At 69.6% G+C, this 18,386-nt stretch carries 14 protein-coding genes; 8 read left to right on the top strand and 6 right to left on the bottom strand.

Going from position 1 to position 18,386, the window contains the following annotated elements; translation table 11 throughout:
* Positions 1 to 2: 2 nt before the first annotated feature.
* Both EV192_RS33300 and EV192_RS33295 read left to right on the top strand, forming a co-directional pair.
* Complete coding sequence (locus EV192_RS33300; RefSeq protein WP_132122568.1) at positions 3 to 1,124, top strand: DUF58 domain-containing protein; 1,122 nt, start codon at positions 3 to 5, stop codon at positions 1,122 to 1,124.
* Positions 1,121 to 3,289, top strand: a complete 2,169-nt coding sequence (locus EV192_RS33295) for a transglutaminase TgpA family protein (RefSeq protein WP_132122567.1) — start codon at positions 1,121 to 1,123, stop codon at positions 3,287 to 3,289. Before EV192_RS33300 ends, EV192_RS33295 begins: the two co-directional genes overlap by 4 nt.
* Here EV192_RS33295 and EV192_RS56230 read toward each other — a convergent pair.
* The gene (locus EV192_RS56230; RefSeq protein WP_243727237.1) at positions 3,286 to 5,550 is read right to left on the bottom strand and encodes a protein kinase domain-containing protein; all 2,265 of its coding nucleotides are present in this window, start codon (positions 5,548 to 5,550) and stop codon (positions 3,286 to 3,288) included. The two genes, EV192_RS33295 and EV192_RS56230, sit on opposite strands and share 4 nt — an antisense overlap.
* 132 nt (positions 5,551 to 5,682) lie before the next feature.
* Between EV192_RS56230 and eccD the strand changes: the two genes are divergently transcribed.
* A complete protein-coding gene (eccD, locus tag EV192_RS33285) occupies positions 5,683 to 7,050 on the top strand; it encodes a type VII secretion integral membrane protein EccD (RefSeq protein ID WP_132122566.1) in 1,368 nt (455 codons plus the stop codon).
* 4 nt (positions 7,051 to 7,054) lie between these two features.
* On the top strand, positions 7,055 to 8,488 hold the full coding sequence (gene eccB, locus EV192_RS33280; protein ID WP_132122565.1) for a type VII secretion protein EccB: 1,434 nt from the start codon (positions 7,055 to 7,057) through the stop codon (positions 8,486 to 8,488).
* A gap of 4 nt (positions 8,489 to 8,492) precedes the next feature.
* On the opposite strand, the gene EV192_RS33275 is transcribed toward eccB, so the two are convergent.
* Positions 8,493 to 9,080 carry a TetR/AcrR family transcriptional regulator gene (locus EV192_RS33275; protein ID WP_132122564.1) on the bottom strand — a complete coding sequence of 196 codons (588 nt, stop codon included), beginning with the start codon at positions 9,078 to 9,080 and terminating at the stop codon, positions 8,493 to 8,495.
* Positions 9,081 to 9,147: 67 nt separating this feature from the next.
* Between EV192_RS33275 and EV192_RS33270 the strand changes: the two genes are divergently transcribed.
* Genes EV192_RS33270 through EV192_RS56955 form a run of 4 tightly spaced genes read left to right on the top strand, consistent with a single transcriptional unit; the run spans position 9,148 to position 13,246 of the window.
* A complete protein-coding gene (locus EV192_RS33270) occupies positions 9,148 to 10,515 on the top strand; it encodes a GH1 family beta-glucosidase (RefSeq protein WP_132122563.1) in 1,368 nt (455 codons plus the stop codon).
* Positions 10,512 to 11,723, top strand: coding sequence for an MFS transporter (locus tag EV192_RS33265; RefSeq protein ID WP_132122562.1), 1,212 nt, complete (start codon positions 10,512 to 10,514; stop codon positions 11,721 to 11,723). The genes EV192_RS33270 and EV192_RS33265 overlap by 4 nt, the downstream gene beginning before the upstream one ends.
* A gap of 13 nt (positions 11,724 to 11,736) precedes the next feature.
* Positions 11,737 to 13,104: a GH1 family beta-glucosidase gene (locus EV192_RS33260; RefSeq protein ID WP_424923409.1), complete on the top strand. Its 1,368-nt coding sequence runs from the start codon at positions 11,737 to 11,739 to the stop codon at positions 13,102 to 13,104.
* Positions 13,105 to 13,117: 13 nt separating this feature from the next.
* The gene (locus EV192_RS56955) at positions 13,118 to 13,246 is read left to right on the top strand and encodes a hypothetical protein (RefSeq protein WP_279494647.1); all 129 of its coding nucleotides are present in this window, start codon (positions 13,118 to 13,120) and stop codon (positions 13,244 to 13,246) included.
* Here the strand turns inward: EV192_RS56955 and EV192_RS33255 are convergent.
* From EV192_RS33255 to EV192_RS33240, 4 genes are read right to left on the bottom strand one after another with little or no spacing between them, the layout of a single operon-like run.
* Positions 13,233 to 15,284, bottom strand: a complete 2,052-nt coding sequence (locus tag EV192_RS33255) for a carbohydrate binding domain-containing protein (RefSeq protein WP_132122560.1) — start codon at positions 15,282 to 15,284, stop codon at positions 13,233 to 13,235. The genes EV192_RS56955 and EV192_RS33255 overlap by 14 nt on opposite strands.
* A 10-nt stretch (positions 15,285 to 15,294) precedes the next feature.
* Complete coding sequence (locus EV192_RS33250; RefSeq protein ID WP_132122559.1) at positions 15,295 to 16,089, bottom strand: carbohydrate ABC transporter permease; 795 nt, start codon at positions 16,087 to 16,089, stop codon at positions 15,295 to 15,297.
* A complete protein-coding gene (locus EV192_RS33245; protein ID WP_132122558.1) occupies positions 16,082 to 16,972 on the bottom strand; it encodes a carbohydrate ABC transporter permease in 891 nt (296 codons plus the stop codon). Before EV192_RS33245 ends, EV192_RS33250 begins: the two co-directional genes overlap by 8 nt.
* 11 nt (positions 16,973 to 16,983) lie before the next feature.
* Positions 16,984 to 18,333 (bottom strand): ABC transporter substrate-binding protein, encoded by a 1,350-nt coding sequence (locus EV192_RS33240; protein ID WP_243727236.1) that lies wholly within the window; start codon positions 18,331 to 18,333, stop codon positions 16,984 to 16,986.
* Positions 18,334 to 18,386 lie beyond the last annotated feature (53 nt).

The following is an 18,386-nucleotide window of genomic DNA, read 5'->3' as shown; positions in this document are numbered from 1 at the left end:
GCGTGCGGCTCACCCCACGCGGCTTCGCCGTGCTCATTGGAGCCGTCTGCCTTTACGCGCTCGGCGAGCTGGCCGGGTACGCCTTTTTCCGAGTGCTGGGCGGGGCAGCGGCTGGTGGCGTGCTCGCCGCCGTCGCCGTCACGATGGTGCGGCCGAGGGCGGAGGTCAGCCGGACCGTCCACCCGGACCGGGTCGAGCGGGGCAAACCCGCCCTGGCCTCGTTGGTCGTGCGTAACCCCACCGAGCGACGGCACGGCGGTTTCACCGCGGGCGACCGGGTCGGCGCCGAGGTGCGCAAGATCCAGGTCAGGCCGCTCGCGCCGGGCGCGGAGGCCACGTACCACTACGAGCTGCCGACCGAGGCGCGCGGCCGGCTCCAGGTCGGCCCGCTGGAGTTGAACCGGTTCGACCCATTCGACTTGGTGCGCAACAACCAGACCTTGGGCAGCACGGCGACTGTGTGGGTCTATCCGCGTCGGCATCCGGTGCGGCCGGCCCAGGTCGGGCACGCCCGGCACGACTACGACGGGCCGATCACCGACCCGCCGTTGCGTGGCTCGTCGGACCTGCGTGCGGTTCGGGAGTACGTGATCGGAGACGAAGTGCGTTTCCTGCACTGGAAGGCGACGGCCAAGACGGGTCAGCTGATGGTGCGGGAGTACGTCGACCCGGCCCAGATGCGGTGCACGGTCGTCCTCGACACCCGGCCTGACGCGATGGGCGCCGCGGTGTTCGAGGAGGCCGTGGAGGTGGCTGCCTCGGTGCTGTACGCGTCGGCCGTGGCCGGCCAGCTGTGCCGGCTGATCACCCCGGCCGGCACGGACGTCCCAGCGGGCAGCGGTGCGCGCGCGGCCAGGGCGTTGCTGGACGAGCTGTGTCTGGTCGGGCAGGACGCGACGAACGACGCGCCGCTGGTGCCGCCTCGGCTGGCGACGGCCCGACCGAGCGGCGCGCTGGTACTGATCACCGGACCGGCCGCCGAGCTGGGCTCGGCCGGGCGGTGGCGGCCGGACACCGTGATCCGGCTGGGCATGCCGGGGCAGGGTTCGCTCGACAACGCCGGGTTGATCCTCGCGCGGGACGCGGTGGACGCCGCCGCCAAGTGGAATCTGGGTAACCGATGACGCGGCCTGACCTGAATCGGGTGGCGGTCATCGGGTTGCTCGGCTCGACCGCCGTGGCCGGCCTGTTGTTCGCGCCGGTGTTCGGCCTGCCCGCGCTGTTGGTGCCGGTGCTCGTGGTCGTCCTGGTCGGGTACGGCTGCGTCGAACTGGCCGCGCGCTGGCCGCGACTGGCGCCGTTCCGGCCACTCTTGGTCGTGTTCCTCGGGCTGCTCGGGCTGATCGAGGCCGTGCTGTTCCCGTCCACTGTGGCCGGTCTGCCCACCGCGGCGTCGCTGCGCGGGATCCAGCTCGGGTTCAGCGAAGGCTGGCGGCTCACGTTGCAGTCGACGTTGCCGGCCCGGCCGGACGCCGAGCAGCTGCTGTTCGTTCCGCTGGCCGTGCTGCTCGCCACCGTGCTCGGCGTGGAGCTCCTGCTCCTGCTCCGGCTGCGCAAGCCGGCGGTGGCTCTGCTGCCTGGCTTGGTGGTGGCCGGTCTTTCCCAGATGTACCAGGCGTTGTCGGGCGGCTCGGCTTTCCTCGCCGTGGCCTGTTACGCGGCTCCGGCCGCGTTGCTGCTGTGGGCCGAACGCCCGAGCAGGTCCCGGGGTCACCGCCGTCGACTGTCCAATATGGACGCGTGGGTGGCGGTGCCGACGGTGGTCGCGGTCACGGTCGGCGCGGTCGCTCTCGGCTTCCTCGATCCGGTCGGCCGCGATCCGTACCAACTCGGTGACCAGCAGGCGGCGGCGTTGCGGCACAACAGGATCAACAATCCGCTGCAGGACGTCGCGCACCGGCTGACCCAGCCGGACCAGGAGGTGTTCCGCTACCGCGGCGACGGCCCGGTGGACCGGTGGAGCCTGGCCGTGCTGGCCGGTTTCGACGGCGCGAACTGGTCGGCCGACGTGCGGTTGCGCCGGCTCGGGGTCGGGTTGGACGCGGCGGCGGGTAGCACTACGCGTAGTGCTGACGTACGGGTGCGTGACCTGTCCGGGCCGTGGCTGCCGAGCCAGCCGAAGCCGTTGGGGGTAACCGGGCTAACTCCACTGGTGGACCAGTCCACCGGCACCCTGCTGCTCGACCAGCCGACCGACCAGGCCCGTGCCTACCGGCTGACCTGGTCGGAGTCCACAGTGGACGCGACAGCGCTTGGCGTCGGTTCGGTGGACACCCAGGCCGTGGGTGGGCTCGGCGAACTCGGCGCCGTGCCCGCCGACGTCGACCAGCTGGCCAGGAACGCGGTCCGCGGCCTGCGCCCGACTTTCCAGTCCGCCCTGCAGTTGGAGCGGTTCCTGGGCGAGAACTACAAGATCGCGCAGGACAAGAACCTGCCGACCGGCAACGGCTGGCCCCAACTGCGGCACTTCCTGCTCACGAGCAAGGTCGGCACGAGCGAACAGTTCGCCGCCGCGTACGTGCTGCTGGCCCGGATCAACGGGATCCCGGCCCGGCTGGTGGTCGGCTTCAAGGGCGGGACCGAGACCGACGGCGGCTTCCACGTCGTGCGCAACCGCGACGTGCTGGCCTGGCCGGAGGTGGCGGTGGCCGGAGTCGGCTGGGTACCACTCGACCCGACGGCTCGGGCGGCCGCGGCCGACCCCACCACGGCCCAAGCCACCGGCCTGGCCAAGGCGACCGCGCAAGCCAGGAAGACATTGCCCGCCGAGCAGGACCTGCGTCCACCGCAACTGCCTGGGCAGCAACAAGAAGACGCGGCCGACGAGTCCACCGGCGCCGGCACGGGCGTGGCGTTGATCGTGACGGCCGGTGTGCTGGCCGTACTCCTTGTCGGTTGGCTGTTCGGTCTGCCGCTGGCGAAGGCGATCCGGACTCGACGACGACGGCGCCGCGCCGGAACTGACGCCGTGATCGGTGCCTGGGACGAGGTGTGCGACCGGCTACGGGCGCATGGCGTGCCGTACCGGATCGGGATGACGCCCCGCGACTTGGCCGAGTCGGCGGCCCCGGTGCTCGGCGAACAGACCGCGGCACCTGTCCTCAATTTGGGACAGGTGCTGGACATGGTGCTGTGGTCCGGCGTGCCGGTGACGAACGGCGCGGTCCGACGCGCCTGGAACGACGTCCAACTGGTCAGCCAAGGCCTGGCCAAGCTCCCCTTCTCGGCCCGACTCCGCGCCACCATGGACCCACGCACCCTGCTGCGGCCCAAGGACCGCTCACGCTAGATCTTGCAGTGCGCCCCGCGGATGGGGATCGGGTCGCTGGAGTAGATCTGCCGGCCGTCGGTCCCCCGCACCTGGAAGCAGTACTTCCGGGTTAGGTCCACCGGCACCCGCATGGTCCGCTGCCGGTGGGCGACCAACGTCATCGTGTCGATCTGCTCCCCCGCGACGACAACGGCGAAGTCCAAGTCACCCTCGGCCCGCCAGGTCAACTCGACCTGACTCCCCTGATCGTTGGGCGGTGCCAACTCAATGAGAGCCTTCGGCGCCTCAACCGACACCGACGCCGGCGCCTCCGCAACCGCCGACGGTTCACCATGCGGCTGCGGACTGTCCTTCCCGAGAACAAGCGGAATCGCAGTCACCCCCGCGACCACAACGCCAATACCCACCAGCGCCCCAACCCGCCAACGTTTACGCGACTTAGTACCTGCGGGCGGACTGCCGGCCGTCGTGTGAAGGAGAACGCGCCCACCCGGCGGCACGGGTTCCATCGGGACAACACGCGGAGTCGGCACAGTGGCCACAAAGGGCACTGACGGCTCGGGAGGCCGAGGAGAGGGCGTGGGTACGACCGGGACAGTCTGGTCAGAAGGCTCAGTCGGCCCGGGTGACACCATCGGAACGGTCGAAACCGACGGCACAGAAGGAATCGCCGGCGGAGGCGACACAGTCGGCATTTGCAACGGAGGCGACACGGCAGGCATCTGCGGCGCAGACGGCGTCGGCGACACAGTAGGTATCGGCGGCATCGGCGGCGGAGTCGGGTTCAATGGCGCGGCCGGCCCACGCGGCACGGTGGGCGTCGGCGGCACCAGCGACACAGGCGGGTTCGGCGGCACGGTCGGCGTTGGCGCCGTGGGCACAGGCGACATCTGCGACCCAGTCGGCACATGCGGCGCGGTTGGGTTCGGCGGCACCGTCGCCCCAGGCGGCACGGCGGGGGTTGGCGGCATCTGCCGCCCGGTCAACACCTGCTGCCCGGTCGCCATCGGCGGCGCCGTGGCCCCAGGCGGCACGACAGGGGTTGGCGGCATCTGCCGCCCGGTCGACACCTGCGGCACGGTCGGGCTCGGCGGCACAGTCGGCGTTGGCGCCATGGGCGGTGTCGGGCTCGGTGGCGCCGTCGGCCCACGCGGCACAGTAGGCGTCGGCGGCACCTGCGGCCCGGTCGACATCAGCGGCGCCGTGGCCATCTGCGGCATCTGCGGTCCGGTCGGCACCTGCGGCGCCGAGGCCATCTGCGGCGCGGTCGACATCGGCGGCCCGGCCGACATCGGCGGTGTCATCGGCGCTGGCGCCATCGGCGGTGCCGTTGGCGTTGGCGGTGCTGTTGGTGCGACGGTGTGGGCTGTTTCTCTGCTGGCGTTGTGGACTTCGGCGAAGTCGTCGAAGTCGAAGTCGTCTGGGTCTCCGCCCTGGTTGTCCACCGGGGGCGCGCTTCTGTTGCCGACGGGCACTGGAGCGGGCGCGGGCGTTCCCCGTTGCAGACTCTCGAACAGGCCCGCCACGCTGGCCGCGTCGGAGGGCCGGGTCGCTGGGTCTTTGGCCAGGAGTTGGTCGATCACCACGGACAGCTCGGCCGGCACACCCACGCCCCGGACCGGTGGCACTTCCTCGCGCAGTACCCGCAGGATCCGCTCGCCCGGCGGCTCGCCGGCGCGACGGGGAAATGGTGGCGCGCCGGTCAACGCGGTGTACAGCACGGCCCCCAACCCGTACAGGTCGGACGCCGCTGATCGGGTGTCGTCGCGCAGTGTTTCCGGGGCTGTGTACTGGAGTGCGAGCATGGGGTCGCGGGGGAAGCGTTCGCGCAGGGCCAGCCCGAAGTCGGCGAGGACGAGCTCGCCGGTCCGGCGGTACAGCACGTTGTCGGGGGTCACGCCGCCGTGCACGACTCCCACTCGGTGGGCCGCGGCGAGGGCGGTGGCGACCGCGACACCGACGCGGAGCACGTCCGGCACGGCGAGTGCCACGCTGAGAAACCCGGCGATGGAGCCCTGGCACAGTTCCATCCGCACGCCCGAGCGGCCGTCGTGCTCCACCAAGTCGTCGATGGGCAGGATCGAACGCACGGACCGCACGGTGTCCAGTGCCGCGCGCTCGCGGTCGAGCCGCGACGCGGTGTCGCGGTCGAACTTGGTGGCGAACATCTTGACCGCCACCTCGTCGCCGGTGCCCATCAGCCGACCCATGTACACAGTGGCCACCGGGCCGGTGGCGAGCGCTCTCGGGGCGATGACGGAGTTCGCGTCGATGGTCATGACTCCATACCCGGTTCCGCCTTCGGCAAGCAGCACGCGTCCACCGTATGGTCGCGGCAGAGCGTCCGGTGGCGCGCGGCAGCTTCCTGCCTGTGCCGCCCGTTGCCGGCCGGCACCGTCGAAGCTGCTGTCATGCAGACTACCGGCCTGGTCAGGGTGACCGTAGCCACTCCGCATCGGCGCATCGACATGGCGCTGCCTGAGCACGCCGCGGTCGCCGAGATCCTGCCCGGCCTGCTGGCCAGGGCCGGGGAGGGCATGGCCGACCAGGGTGCGGCCGGCGACGGTTGGCTGCTGCGCCGGGCCGACGGGACGGCGTTCGAGCTGGATCGCACGCTGGCCGCGCACCGGGTACGGGACGGCGAGATCCTGCACCTGACGTCCCGGCGGCTGGACTGGCCCGAGCTGGAGTACGACGACCTGGTGGACGCCATCGCCACGGGCTCGGGCCGCGGCCGGGTGTGGGGTCCGCGGCACACCCGGCAGGCCGGGCTCACGGCCGGGGCCGCGGCGGTGCTGCTCGGCCTGATCGCGGTGTTCCGTGCCGGCCCGCCATGGACGACGCCGGCGTTGTGGACGCTCGGGGTGTCGGCTCTGCTCCTAGCCGCCGCAGTGGTGATGGCCCGCGCGGTCGGCGACGCCAGTGCGGGCGCGGTGCTCGCGGCGGTCGCGCTGCCGTTCGCTTTCATCGGCGGTGGGCTGCTGCTCGCCGGCGACAAGCCCGTCACCGAACTGTCCGCGGGCCACCTGCTGCTCGCCGGCGCCTCGTTGCTGCTGGCGGCGCTGGTGGCCTTGCTCGGTGTGACGGCCGCGCCGGCGTTGTTCACCGGGGCGATCGTGGTCGGGCTGCTCACCGTGATCGGCGGCTGGCTGGCCACCGGTGACGTGGCGTCGCACGAGTCCGCTGCCGTGGTCAGCGGTGGACTCCTCGCGTTGTCCACCGCGTTCGCGCCGCTGGCGTTGCGGCTCGGCCGGGTCCCGATGCCGGTGCTGCCACGAACGACCGCGGACCTGGTGCGGGACGCTCCGCAACCGCCGCTCGCCCTGGTTCACGCCGCGGTGGTCCGGGCGGACGCCCTGCTCACCGGCATGCTGGCCGGGTCATGCCTGGTGGTGATGTGTTGCCAGGTGGTGCTGATCCGCGGCGACGCGGTGGTGCTGGTCGGGGTGCTCGCCGCGGGCTTCCTGCTCCGCGCACGGCTGTATCCGATCCTGCGCCAGCGGATACCGCTGCTGCTCACCGGGATGTTCGGGGTCGGCTGCCTGCTGGTCGGCCCGGCGATGGCCGACCGGACCGTGGCGCTGCTGTCCGCGGGGCCGGCGTTGCTCGCCATCGCCGCCGGGGTGATCGCGGCCGGCATCGGGTACAGCACCCGCCCGGTCAACCCGTATCTCGGCCGGTTCGCCGAGTACTTCGAGATCCTGGTCATGATCGCCGTCGTCCCAGTGGTCTGTTCGGTGCTCGGCCTGTTCGGTTACGTGCGCGGACTGGGGGGCTGAACCGATGGCGTCCAAACGGGACCAACTCCAGGCCTACCAGTTCCTCGTGCAGCGGGCGACGTCCGCGTTGGTCACCGGCGAGACCGACCCGGAGCAGCCGCCGTTCCGCCGGCCGGCGGGCGCGACGTTCGCGGGTGTCGCGCTGGCCATCGTGGCCCTCGCGTGCGTCGGGGTGTACGGGCTGATCGTGCCCGGCGGCAACAACGCCTGGCGCAAGGACAAAGCCGTGATCGTGGAGACCGAGACCGGCACCCGCTACGTCTTCCTGGGCGGCGAGCTGCATCCGGTCGCCAACTACGCGTCGGCGTTGTTGCTCTTGGGCGCGCACGGCACGACCGAGCGGGTGTCCAGGAACTCGTTGGTCGACGTCCCCCGCGGCCCGCGGATCGGCATCCCGGACGCGCCCGACGCGATCCCCGGCCCGGACCGGCTGCTGACCGGGTCGTGGTCGCTGTGTTCCGAACCGGCCGACGACGTGGCCGGCACCCGGATCGAGGAGTCGGTCCTGCTGGTGGGCGCCCGGCCGACGGCCGGCTTAGGCCTCGGCGAGGAGGCCCTGCTGGTGCAGCTGGTGCCGACCGGCGAACGGTACGTGATCTGGCACGGTTACCGGCACGCGATCAGCGACTACGGCGCGGTCGGCACCGGGCTCGCGCTGACCGGTCAGTCATGGGACCGGGTGGGCCGGCCGTGGCTGGACGTGCTGCCCGAGGGGGCGCCGATCGGGCCGGTCGCGGTCCAGGACGCAGGGACGCCGTCCACGGCGGTGCCCGGCCGAACCGACATCCGCGTCGGGACGTTGCTGGTGGTGCAGTCGTCGGGCGGCGGAATGCAGTACTACCTGGCCGAACGGGACGTGCTGCGGCCGATCACCGAGCTGCAGTACGACATCCAACGGGCGTCCTCGCCGACCCTGGCCGCCTACCAGGGCGGTGACCCGAAGGCGGTGCCACTGGCCCCGTCGTTGGCCGCGGGGGCGAAGCAGCTCCAGCCGGTCGGCGCCGGCGTGGGCGAGGCACCCACCAGCCGGCCGGCCATCGCCAAGTTCCTCGACCAGGAGACCAAGGTCTGCGCGACGTTCGAGCCCGGCGAGTCCGTCCCGAAGCTGACCGTGGACCCCGCTTTGCCGCGGACCGACCCGCTGGCCGCGACCACCCGCCGCAGCCCGAACGGGACACCGATGGCCGACCGCGTGCACGTGCCGCCGGGTTGGGCGGCGGTGATCGAGTCGATGCCGTCGGACCAGGCACCGGCCGGCACGCTGACCGTGGTCACCGACATGGGCCGGCGCTACCCGGTGGCCACGCCGGAAGTGCTCACCACGCTCGGCTATCCGGGCGTGCAGCCGGTGCGCATGCCGGCCGGCCTGGTCGCCCGGCTCCCGGAGGGTCCGAGCCTGGATCCGAACGCCGCCACCCGCCAGACCCTCGACGGCTGAGGAGTCATGGCGCCGCGTAGGTGTTGATCAGGGCCTGGGTCAGCAGGTCGAACGACCGCAGGACGTCAACGTCGTCGTTGAGCAGCTTCTGTAGCTGCAGGCCGTCCAGGACGGCGATCACCAGGTGCGCCAGCGCTTCGATGTCGACGTCGGTTCGACCGTTCACGGCGGAGCGGAGTGACGCGGCGAATGTGTCGGCCGTGCGGGCGTATCGGTCCACAAAGTACTGGTGCGCTGGATGGTCCGGGTCGGTCGCCTCCGCGGCGAGGGTGATCAAGAGCCGGAACAGCCCCGGTTTGTCCGCTCCCCGGGTCAGCAAATCCCGGGCGTAGGCGGCGTTGCCTGGCAACGTGTCCGGATGGTCGATCGCCGCTTCCTGCCGGTCGTACCGGTCGAGGACGGCCAGCAACAGCTCGCGTTTGGACCCGAAGTGGTGCAGCACCCCGGCCTCGCTCATGCCGACCCGCTCGGCGACCTCACGCAGTGACGCGCCTCGGCCGCCGGACCGGGCGAACACCTGCATCGCCGCGTCGAGGATGCGGTCCCGCTGGGCGGCGGTCTTGGCGTACGGACCCCGTGGTGCACCTGGCATATCCCCAGTCTAGGGGACCTCACATCAAAACCTAGCGGTCACTCGGTTTTTAATCTACGATCCCGGCATGCCGCACACCGAGCGTTTCCCCGCTGGATTCGAATGGGGAGTGGGCGCGTCCGGCTTCCAGACCGAAGGTGCCCTCGCCACCGACGGCCGTGGACCGTCGGTGTGGGACATGTACGCGGCCCGTGAAGGGATTGTCCAGAACGGCGATTTCCCTTCCACGGCAGCGGATTTCTATCACCGGTACAAACAGGACATCGGGCTGGTGCGCGAGCTCGGGGTGGACGTCTACCGGTTCTCGGTGGCGTGGCCGCGGATCCTGCCGGCCGGGTCCGGCCCGGTCAACGCCAAGGGGCTGGACTTCTACGACCGTGTGGTGGACGAGATGTGCGCTGCCGGCCTGAAGCCCGCGCCGACGCTGTACCACTGGGACACGCCGGTGCCGATCGAGGACGCCGGCGGCTGGCTCGAACGAGACACGGCGTACAGGTTCGCCGACTACGCGGCGACCGTCGCCGAGCGGCTCGCCGACCGCGCCGAATACTGGATACCGTTGAACGAGCCGGTGGTACTGACCCAGCTCGGCTACGCCCTCGGCCAGATGGCCCCGGGGAAGACACTGCTGTTCGACGCGCTACCCACCGGGCATCACCAGTTGCTCGCGCACGGCCTGGCCGTGCAGGCGATCCGCGCGGCGGGCGGGCGTGGCATCGGCACCGCGAACCCGCACGCGCCGCAACACCCGGCCAGCGATGACCCCGAGGACGTCACGGCGGCCGAGCTCAGCGACACGCTGTTCAACTGGATGTGGGCGGACCCGATCCTGACCGGACGCTACCCGGACGGCTGGGCGCAGGCGATGCCGGGGCCGGTCGCGGAGGACCTGGCGGTCATCGCCGAGCCGCTGGACTTCTACGGCGTGAACTACTACAGCCCGTCGACCGTCGGCACACCCCGGCCAGATCGGGACGCCACGTACGGCGGTATCCCACTGCCCGACGGGATACCGTTCGTCGGGGTCGACACCGGACTGCCCAAGACCGGGCTCGGCGGCGACATCGACCCCGACGGCCTGCGGGACATCCTGCTCACCCTGACCCGTCGTTACGGCGATCGCCTGCCGCCGCTCATAGTCACCGAGAACGGCACGTCGCAGCAACCAGGCACCGAGGAACCCGGCCAGGACGGCAAAGTGCACGACAGCGGCCGGATCGCGTACCTGGACAGGCATATCGACGCGGTGCGGCAGGCCATCGAGCAGGGCGCCGACGTCCGTGGCTACTGGGTCTGGTCGCCCACCGACAACTTCGAGTGGAACCACGGCTTCACCCAACGGTTCGGCCTGGTGCACGTCGACTACGCCACCCTGGCCCGGACGCCGAAGGACTCGTACTTCTGGTTACAACGGCTGATCAAGGACAGTCGGTGACGGCCGGGCGGGTCGAGCCACGCTGGATCATCGCGTTCTGCGTGGCGGTCGTCGGCACGTTCGTCGGCTGGTACGGCCCGTTGCAGATCCTGCTGGCCAAACAGGCGGACGTGTTCTCCCCGGCCGGCAAGGAGGACGTGCTCGCGGTGGTCGCCCTGCTCGGCGCGGCGGTGTCCATGGTCGCCAATCCGGTCTGGGGCGCGCTGTCCGATCGCACCACGTCCCGGTTCGGCCGCCGGATCCCGTGGGTGGTCGGCGGAACAGCCGGTGGCGTGGTAGGTCTGCTGGTGCTGGCGGCCGCGGAGTCGACGGGCATGATGATCTTCGGTTGGTGCCTGGTCCAACTGGCGTTGAACGCGCCCTTCGCCGCGTTGTCAGCGGCCATCCCGGACCAGGTCCCCATCGCGCGCCGCGGCACCGCGGGCGGGTATTTCGGTCTGGCGCAGACAATCGGCGTAGTGGCCGGCACCGGACTGGCCGTCGCCGGTGGCTCGGTTGTCGGCGGCTATCTCGCCTGTGCACTGTTCGTCCTCCTCTCTGCTGTGCCGTATATGTTGCTACGCAAGGACATTGTCATCACGCGCGAGTCGCTGCCGAGCTGGAACTGGCTGGCGTTCCTGCGTGGGTTCTGGATCAGTCCGCGAACGCATCCGAACTTCGCGTGGGCCTGGCTGACCCGGTTCCTGCTGAACCTGGGCAACGCGATCGCCCTGCTGTACCTGCTGTTCTACCTCAAGGACGCGGTCGGGGTGGCCGACCCGGACGGCGGCGTGCTGATCCTGACCGTGCTGTACTCGATCACCCTGCTGATCTCGGTGATGATCGGCGGCTCGTGGTCCGACCGCCTGGGCAGGCGCAAGGTGTTCGTGCTGTGGGCCGGCGTGATCATGTCGGCGGCCAGCCTCGTCATGGCGGGGTGGCCGACCTGGTTGGGCGCGGTGGTGGCGGCAATCGTGCTCGGCTTCGGGTTCGGCGCGTACACCTCGGTGGACTTCGCGCTGCTCACCCAGGTCCTGCCGCAGGCGCAGGACCGCGCACGCGACCTCGGCGTGCTCAACATCGCCAACTCGTTGCCGCAGGTCCTCGCCCCGGTGATCGCCGCGCCCATCGTGCGCCACCTCGGCGGCTACCCCACGCTTTACGTCACCTCGGCTCTGGTGGGCCTGGCCGGGGCGATCCTCGTGTTCCGGATCAGGTCCGTCCACTAGAAAGGCACTGACAGTGGCTGCACAGTTCGGGCCGGACTTCGTGTTCGGCGTCGCGACGGCGTCCTACCAGATCGAGGGCGCCGTGCGCGCGGATGGCCGGGGACCGTCCATCTGGGACACTTTCACCGCCCAGCCGGGAAAGATCAAGAACGGCGACACCGGTGACGTGGCGTGCGACCACTACCACCGCTACCGCGAGGACGTGGCCCTGATGGCCGAACTTGGGGTGGACGCGTACCGGTTCTCCATCGCCTGGCCCCGGATCCAGCCCACCGGCAGCGGTCCGGCCAATCCCGCCGGGCTGGACTTCTACGACCGCCTGGTGGACGAGTTGCTCGGCGCCGGCATCACGCCAGCCGCCACGCTGTACCACTGGGATCTGCCGCAGGCGTTGCAGGACGCGGGTGGCTGGACGGTCCGGGACACCGCCGAACGGCTGGCCGACTACGCGACAATCGTGGGTGAACGGCTCGCTGACCGGGTCGGCATGTGGATGCCGCTCAACGAACCTGTGGTCGTGACGATGTTCGGCCACGCCATCGGCGGGCACGCGCCCGGCGAGACACTCGGCTTCGGCGCGCTTCCGGTCGCGCACTACCAACTCCTCGGCCACGGGCTCGCTGTGCAGGCGTTGCGCGCCGCGGGATGCGGCAACATCGGCATCGCCTCCAACCACAGCCCGATCTGGCCCGCGTCGGACTCCCCCGCGGACAAGGAGGCCGCCGACATCTTCGACACCCTCACCAACTGGACGTTCGCCGACCCGATCCTGCGCGGCGAGTACCCGGACGAACTGATCACGATGGCCATGCCGGACACCGCGGCCGACGACCTCAAGGTGATCAGCACTCCCCTGGACTGGTTCGGCGTCAACTACTACCAACCGACCCTGGTCGGCACACCGGGATCCAGCACGGCCGCATCGCCGGTCCTTGAGGGCGCCGTCCTGCCACCGGACATGCCGTTCGAACTCCGGGAGATCACCGGCTACCCGACGACCGACTTCCGCTGGGCGGTCGTCCCCGACGGCCTGCGTGAGATCCTCACCACGTTCCAGAACCGTTACGGGGAAACACTTCCCCCACTGTACATCACCGAAAGCGGATGCTCGTACCACGACACGGTCGGTCCGGACGGCGCCGTGCACGACCAGCCCCGAATCGACTACCACGAAGGCCATCTACGCGCCCTCGCCGCGGCCATCGAAGACGGCATCGACGTCCGCGGCTACTTCGCCTGGTCCATTATGGACAACTTCGAGTGGGCGGAGGGCTACACCGAGCGCTTCGGCCTGGTACACGTCGACTTCGCCACCCAGAAGCGCACTCCGAAGAACTCCTTTCGCTGGTACCGAAACCTGATCGCGGCAAACCGCCTGTGAATTCCAGGCCTGGATGCTGGCCCAGACCGCGCTGGACAGTCCCTACCCCGAGGACCGCCGCCAGGTGGTCGCCGACCTGATCGACATCCGGGCCGGCGCCACCTGCGTCTTCGGCGACTTCGCCGGAATCAACCGCTCGTGATGTCGTCGATCTGGATCCAGGTGTCCGTTCCGGGACCAAAGAATCCCGTGTAGACGGTCACCGTGTTGGTGTTGGCGGGTACGGTGATCGTGACCTGCCTCAGGGTGTAGTCGGCTGTCGCGCCGAACTTCGTCTCGCCAAGGACAGTGGCGCCTGAGCGGACGCCGAACCGGGCGTCGGTGAGGGCGGGCGACGAGCGGACCCACGCGCTGAACGTATAGGTCTTCCCTGGGGCCACCGGGACCTGCTGGGTCAATGCGCTCCAGCCGGTGCCCGAGCCGCGGATCCAGCCGTTGTTGGCACCGGAGTGGGCGAAACCCAGACCGGCGTCGACACCGTGCCCGGCGTTGCCCTCGAAGGCCCACGCCGACGGACCGCCCGGCGGTGACTCGAATCCGCCGTTCGCGACCTGCGTCAGGTACCGGGCAGTGACCTCGGCGGCCGAACTGAACGTCCGCGTGCCGCCTGGGACACCGATGACCCGTACCCCATCCGCGTCCGCGGGCAGGAAGGAGATCGTGTACGTCTGGTTCGGTCCCGCGGTGGAGTCACCGGGGTAGACCGGGCTGACCGTCTGCGCGGTGGCATTGGTCCACTCGCCGTTCTGTCGCAGTTGGACACTCGGCCGGCCGACGAACCAGCCGCCCTGGGCGGAGACGTCACCCGTGGTGAACTCGACCTGGTTCATCCGGTACTTGCGTGGCCAGGTGTAACCCCACCAACTGGCCGACTTCACCTCGTCGTCGAAGTCGTTCACGCTACCGGTGAGCGCCCCGTCGTTGAGCACCCGTAGGTCGCCGTCCCGCGCGGACTTCGAGATGGGAACAACTCCCGTGGACCTGGCGAGGTTCGCCGACGGGTCGGGATTGTTGGTCGCACCACCGGGCGCGGCCAGTCCCAGGGTCAGCTTCCGCAAGCTGTAGTGGTAGACCGACGTTCCGGCGTTCGCGCACGGGCACACGTTGGCCTGCACCCACATGCTGAGCCCGTCGGCACTGAGGAACTTGGACGGTATTGTGGTGGCGTAACCGCCATGTTGGTTCGCTGTCCACGGGTATCCGCCGAAGTCCTTGCTGAGGAAGCGTTTCCACGGCCCCCATGGCGTCGGCGACTCGTAGAACTCGAAGGTGTACTCCGACCAGGAGGTGTAGATGTAACGCTGCAACGGCTTGTCGTACGTGACGCTGCCCTGGCTGACCACGGTCAGGTTGCTGATCCGGTTGGCCGAGTAGACCTGTTGGTAGACGCGCCGTCCGTCGTGCAGCACCGGCGCGCGGTCGGCGATGTTGCCGCTCCAGCGGGGTCGGCCGCGGTTGTCGGCTCCCGTGTAGAAGTCCCACGCGCGCCGGTCCTGCACGCGGTCACGTGGCACGCGCGCGAGATAGACGTCCGTGGGGTCCGGGACGGTGTCGTCGAACGAGTCGCGCCAGTTGTGGTCCAGACCGTACGCGTAGAGATACCGGTCTGGCGCCCAGGCGCTGTCCTTGCCGAAGTCCGCGAACCAGATGGTGGTGAAGACGTGGTTGTCGAACATCGGCTTGCTGCGGTCCCACGTCCAGGTCCGGCCGTGGTCGGTGGACTTGACGATGGTCGCGGCGGGGACATCGTTGAAGGACAACGAAAGGTCCTGCACGGCCAGGTAGATCGTACCGTCCACGCAGGCCATTCCGGTGGGCTTGCGGGTGTAGCCGCCGCCGCTCCAGACGCTGCCGACCGCGTCACCCTGGGCCAGGGTCGCGCCGGACAGGTTCGGCGGTCGTCCCTCGATCCGGTTGACCGTGATGTCGGCGAACGGCCCGGTGGTGGTGAAGCCCTTTCCATCGCCGTTGGCGGCATAGAGGTTGTCGTCGTTGGACCAGCAGGACGGCCACAAGTCGCCGTCGCTGGACGTGCCGACCGCTTCGTGCGTGTCAAGGCTGGCGGTCGCGACGGCCGTGCTGGGCGGCGCGTCCGGGAGCGATGCGCCGGCCTCGATGGGTGCGGCGAGCTGGGATAACGCGACCGCGATGACGGGTAACAGAAGTCTGTAGCGGGGCATGGACGTCCTCCTATTTGAGGCCGGACAGCTTCATCGAGTCGACCAGCCGGCGCTGGCCGATGAGGAACACCACGACCGTCGGGATCGCCGCCACGAACGCGGCGGCCAGCACCAGGTTGGCCGCGCTCGCGTACTGGCCCTGCAGGCTCGCGATGCCGAGTTGCACGACCCGCAGGTCCGGGTCACGGGTGATGGTCAACGGCCACAGGAACGCGTTCCAGTTGGCCAGGAAGAACAGCACGGCCAGCGCGGCCAGCGCCGGACGGCTCAGCGGCAGCACGACGTGCCAGTAGCGGCGCAGGTAGCCGCAGCCGTCGAGATCGGCGGCCTCCTCCAGGTCCACCGGAATGTTCAGGTAGTACTGGCGGAGCAGGAAGATGCCGAACGCGTGGAAGACGCTCGGGATGATCAGCCCGGCGTAGCTGTCCAGCAGGCCCAGCTGCTTGGTGATCAGGAACAACGGCACCAGGATGACCGGGAGCGAGACCAGCAGGGTCGAGATGATCAGCCCGAAGACCAGCCCGCGGCCGGGGAATCGCAGCCGGGCCAGCGCGTAGGCGGCCATCGAGTGCGTGACCAGGGCGACGCCGGTGACCACGACCGAGACCAGCGCGCTGTTGAGCATGAACCGCACCAGCGGAAACCGGACCAGGACCTGGGTGAGGTTGTCGAACGTGAGCCGGGTCGGCAGGCCGACCACGTACAGCTCCTCGGCCGGCTTGAGCACGCTGATCACCAGCCAGATCAGCGGTGCCACGGTCACGATCGCCAACACATGGGCGACGATCGGGCGAACCTTACCCATCGAACCGCCCCCCACGGGTGAACCGGAACATCACGCCGGTGATGACGACCAGGAAGCCGACCATGACGGTCGTGATCGCCGCGGCGTAGCCGTAGTTGCCGAACGTGAAAGCCTGTTTGTAGATGTAGAAGACGATCGTCGAGGTCGCGTTGGCCGGACCGCCCTTGGTCAGCACGAACACGAGGTCGAACGCCTGCAGCCCGGTCACCGCGCTCACTGTGGACGTCACCACGACGAAGAAGCTGGTGGGGCGCAGCAACGGCCACGTGACGTGCCGGAACCGTTGCCACGCGCCGGCTCCGTCGATGCGGGCCGCGTCGTCGAACTCCTTGGGGATGTCGTTCAGTCCGGCCAGGAAGATCAGCATCTGGTATCCCATCAGGAACCACACGCTGATCACCACGTAGCTGACGAACGCGAGGGTGGGGTTGCCGAGCAGCGACACGTCGCCCAGGCCGATCGTGGAGAGCAGGTTCGCCGCGATGCCCTGCTTCTCCACCAGCAGGAACTGCCAGAGCAACCCGACGACGACGAGGCTGATCACGTTGGGCACGAAGAACGCCGTGCGTACCCAGCCGACACCGCGGAAGTGGTCACGGACGAGCATCGCCAACGCCAGGCTGACGACGAACGCGATCGGCACGAACGTGACCACGTAGACCGCGGTGACCCGCAGGCTCTGTCCCAGCGCCGCGTCGTTGAGCATCCGGTGGAAGTTGTCCAGCCCGACAAACGTGTATCCGCCGAATCCGTCCACTTTGAACAGTGACACGCCGAGCGCCAGCACCATCGGAACGACGACGAAGACCAGTAGACCGATCAGGTCAGGCGCGAGGAACGCGTACGCGGCCACGGCCTCGCGCCTGCGGCGGGACATCCCCATCAGCCACCGCCTCAGATGATCGGGGCGCCTTGGTAGCCCTGGAGGAAGCTGTCGATCTTCGCGGACGCGTCCGCGGCGGCCTTGGCCGGATCGGCGCCGCCCAGCTGGCTGGCCTGGATGGCGTCGGACACGGCCTGGTAGATCTCCGCCGGGTAGCGTGGCTCAGGACGGCCGGCCGGGGCGATCTTGTTGGCGAACGTGGCCAGCACCGGCGTGGCGAACGCGCCTTGCGCCTCGGCGGCTTTGCTGACCGACAAACGCGGCGGCAGGTTCGTTTTGATGACGGTGTTCCACTGACGTTGCCGTTCCACACCGGCCTGGTCGGTGGATCCCAGTGCCCAGGTGATGAACTTGGCGGCGGCCTCCGGGTTCCCGCCCTTGGCGTTGGCCACGAAGGCCCACCCGCCCATGTCGGTGGCGCCCTTGCCGTTGGGCGGGGTGGGCAGCGGGAACACGCCGTACTTGAAGTCCTTGGCGTTGGCCGTCAGGTCGGACACCGACCAGATCCCGGTCTGCTGCATGGCGCACAGTCCGGCCACCATGTTCGCCGTGACGTCGCCGCCGCCGTCACCAGCGGGTTTCTTCAGCCCCAGGCCACGTTTGGCGACGTCCTGCCAGAGCTTCAACGCCTGCACCGTGGCCGGTGAGTCGAACCCGCTCTTGTTGCCGTTCACCGCGCTGCCGCCGCCCATCCACATGAACGGGTACCAGGTGAAGTTCTGGTAGTAGCCGGGCGTGGTCTCGAACATCAGCCCGAACCGCTTGTTCGTGGTCAGCTTCTCCGCGACGTTGAGCAACTGGTCCCATGTGGTCGGGATGTCCGCCTCGGACAGTCCGGCCGACTCGAACGCCTGGACACTGTAGAACATCGCCAGCGGCTCGATCTCCATCGGCAGGCCGTACACCTTGCCGTCCACCATCCGGTTCTCCAGCACGCCGGGGCGGAAGTCGGCCTTGGCCTCGGCGGACAGGTGCGGCGTCAGGTCCTGCAGCACGCCGCCGTTGTAGTAGCGCATGAAGTCACCCGGGCTGACCACGAAGATGTCCGGGCCCTGGCCGGCGGAGAACGCGGTCTGCAGGCTGGAGCCGTTGATGTACTCGGCGACCGGGATGTAGTGCGGCTTGACCTTCACGTCGTTGTTGGCGTTCCAGTCGGCGGCGAGCTGGGTGAACCAGCCGCTGACGCGTTTGCTCTGCGGGGTCGCGCCGTCCTCGTTGGGGCCGTAGAAGTTCCAGAAGGTCAACTCTTTGGCGTCGCCCGTCGAGCCGCCGCCGCACGACGCGACGAGCGGCAGGGCGGCCGCGGCGAGGGCTCCCTGTAAGAAGCCGCGACGGTTCATGCCGGGGACTGGGTGTGACATCGGTGTCGCCTCCCGGGCAGACGGGAAATCGATTTCCGAAAGCTACGGGCAAG

Origin of the sequence: Actinocrispum wychmicini, from assembly GCF_004345645.1 — a bacterium.
In the GTDB taxonomy this organism is placed as follows: domain Bacteria; phylum Actinomycetota; class Actinomycetes; order Mycobacteriales; family Pseudonocardiaceae; genus Kibdelosporangium; species Kibdelosporangium wychmicini.
This window is presented reverse-complemented; position numbering and strand designations above follow the sequence as displayed.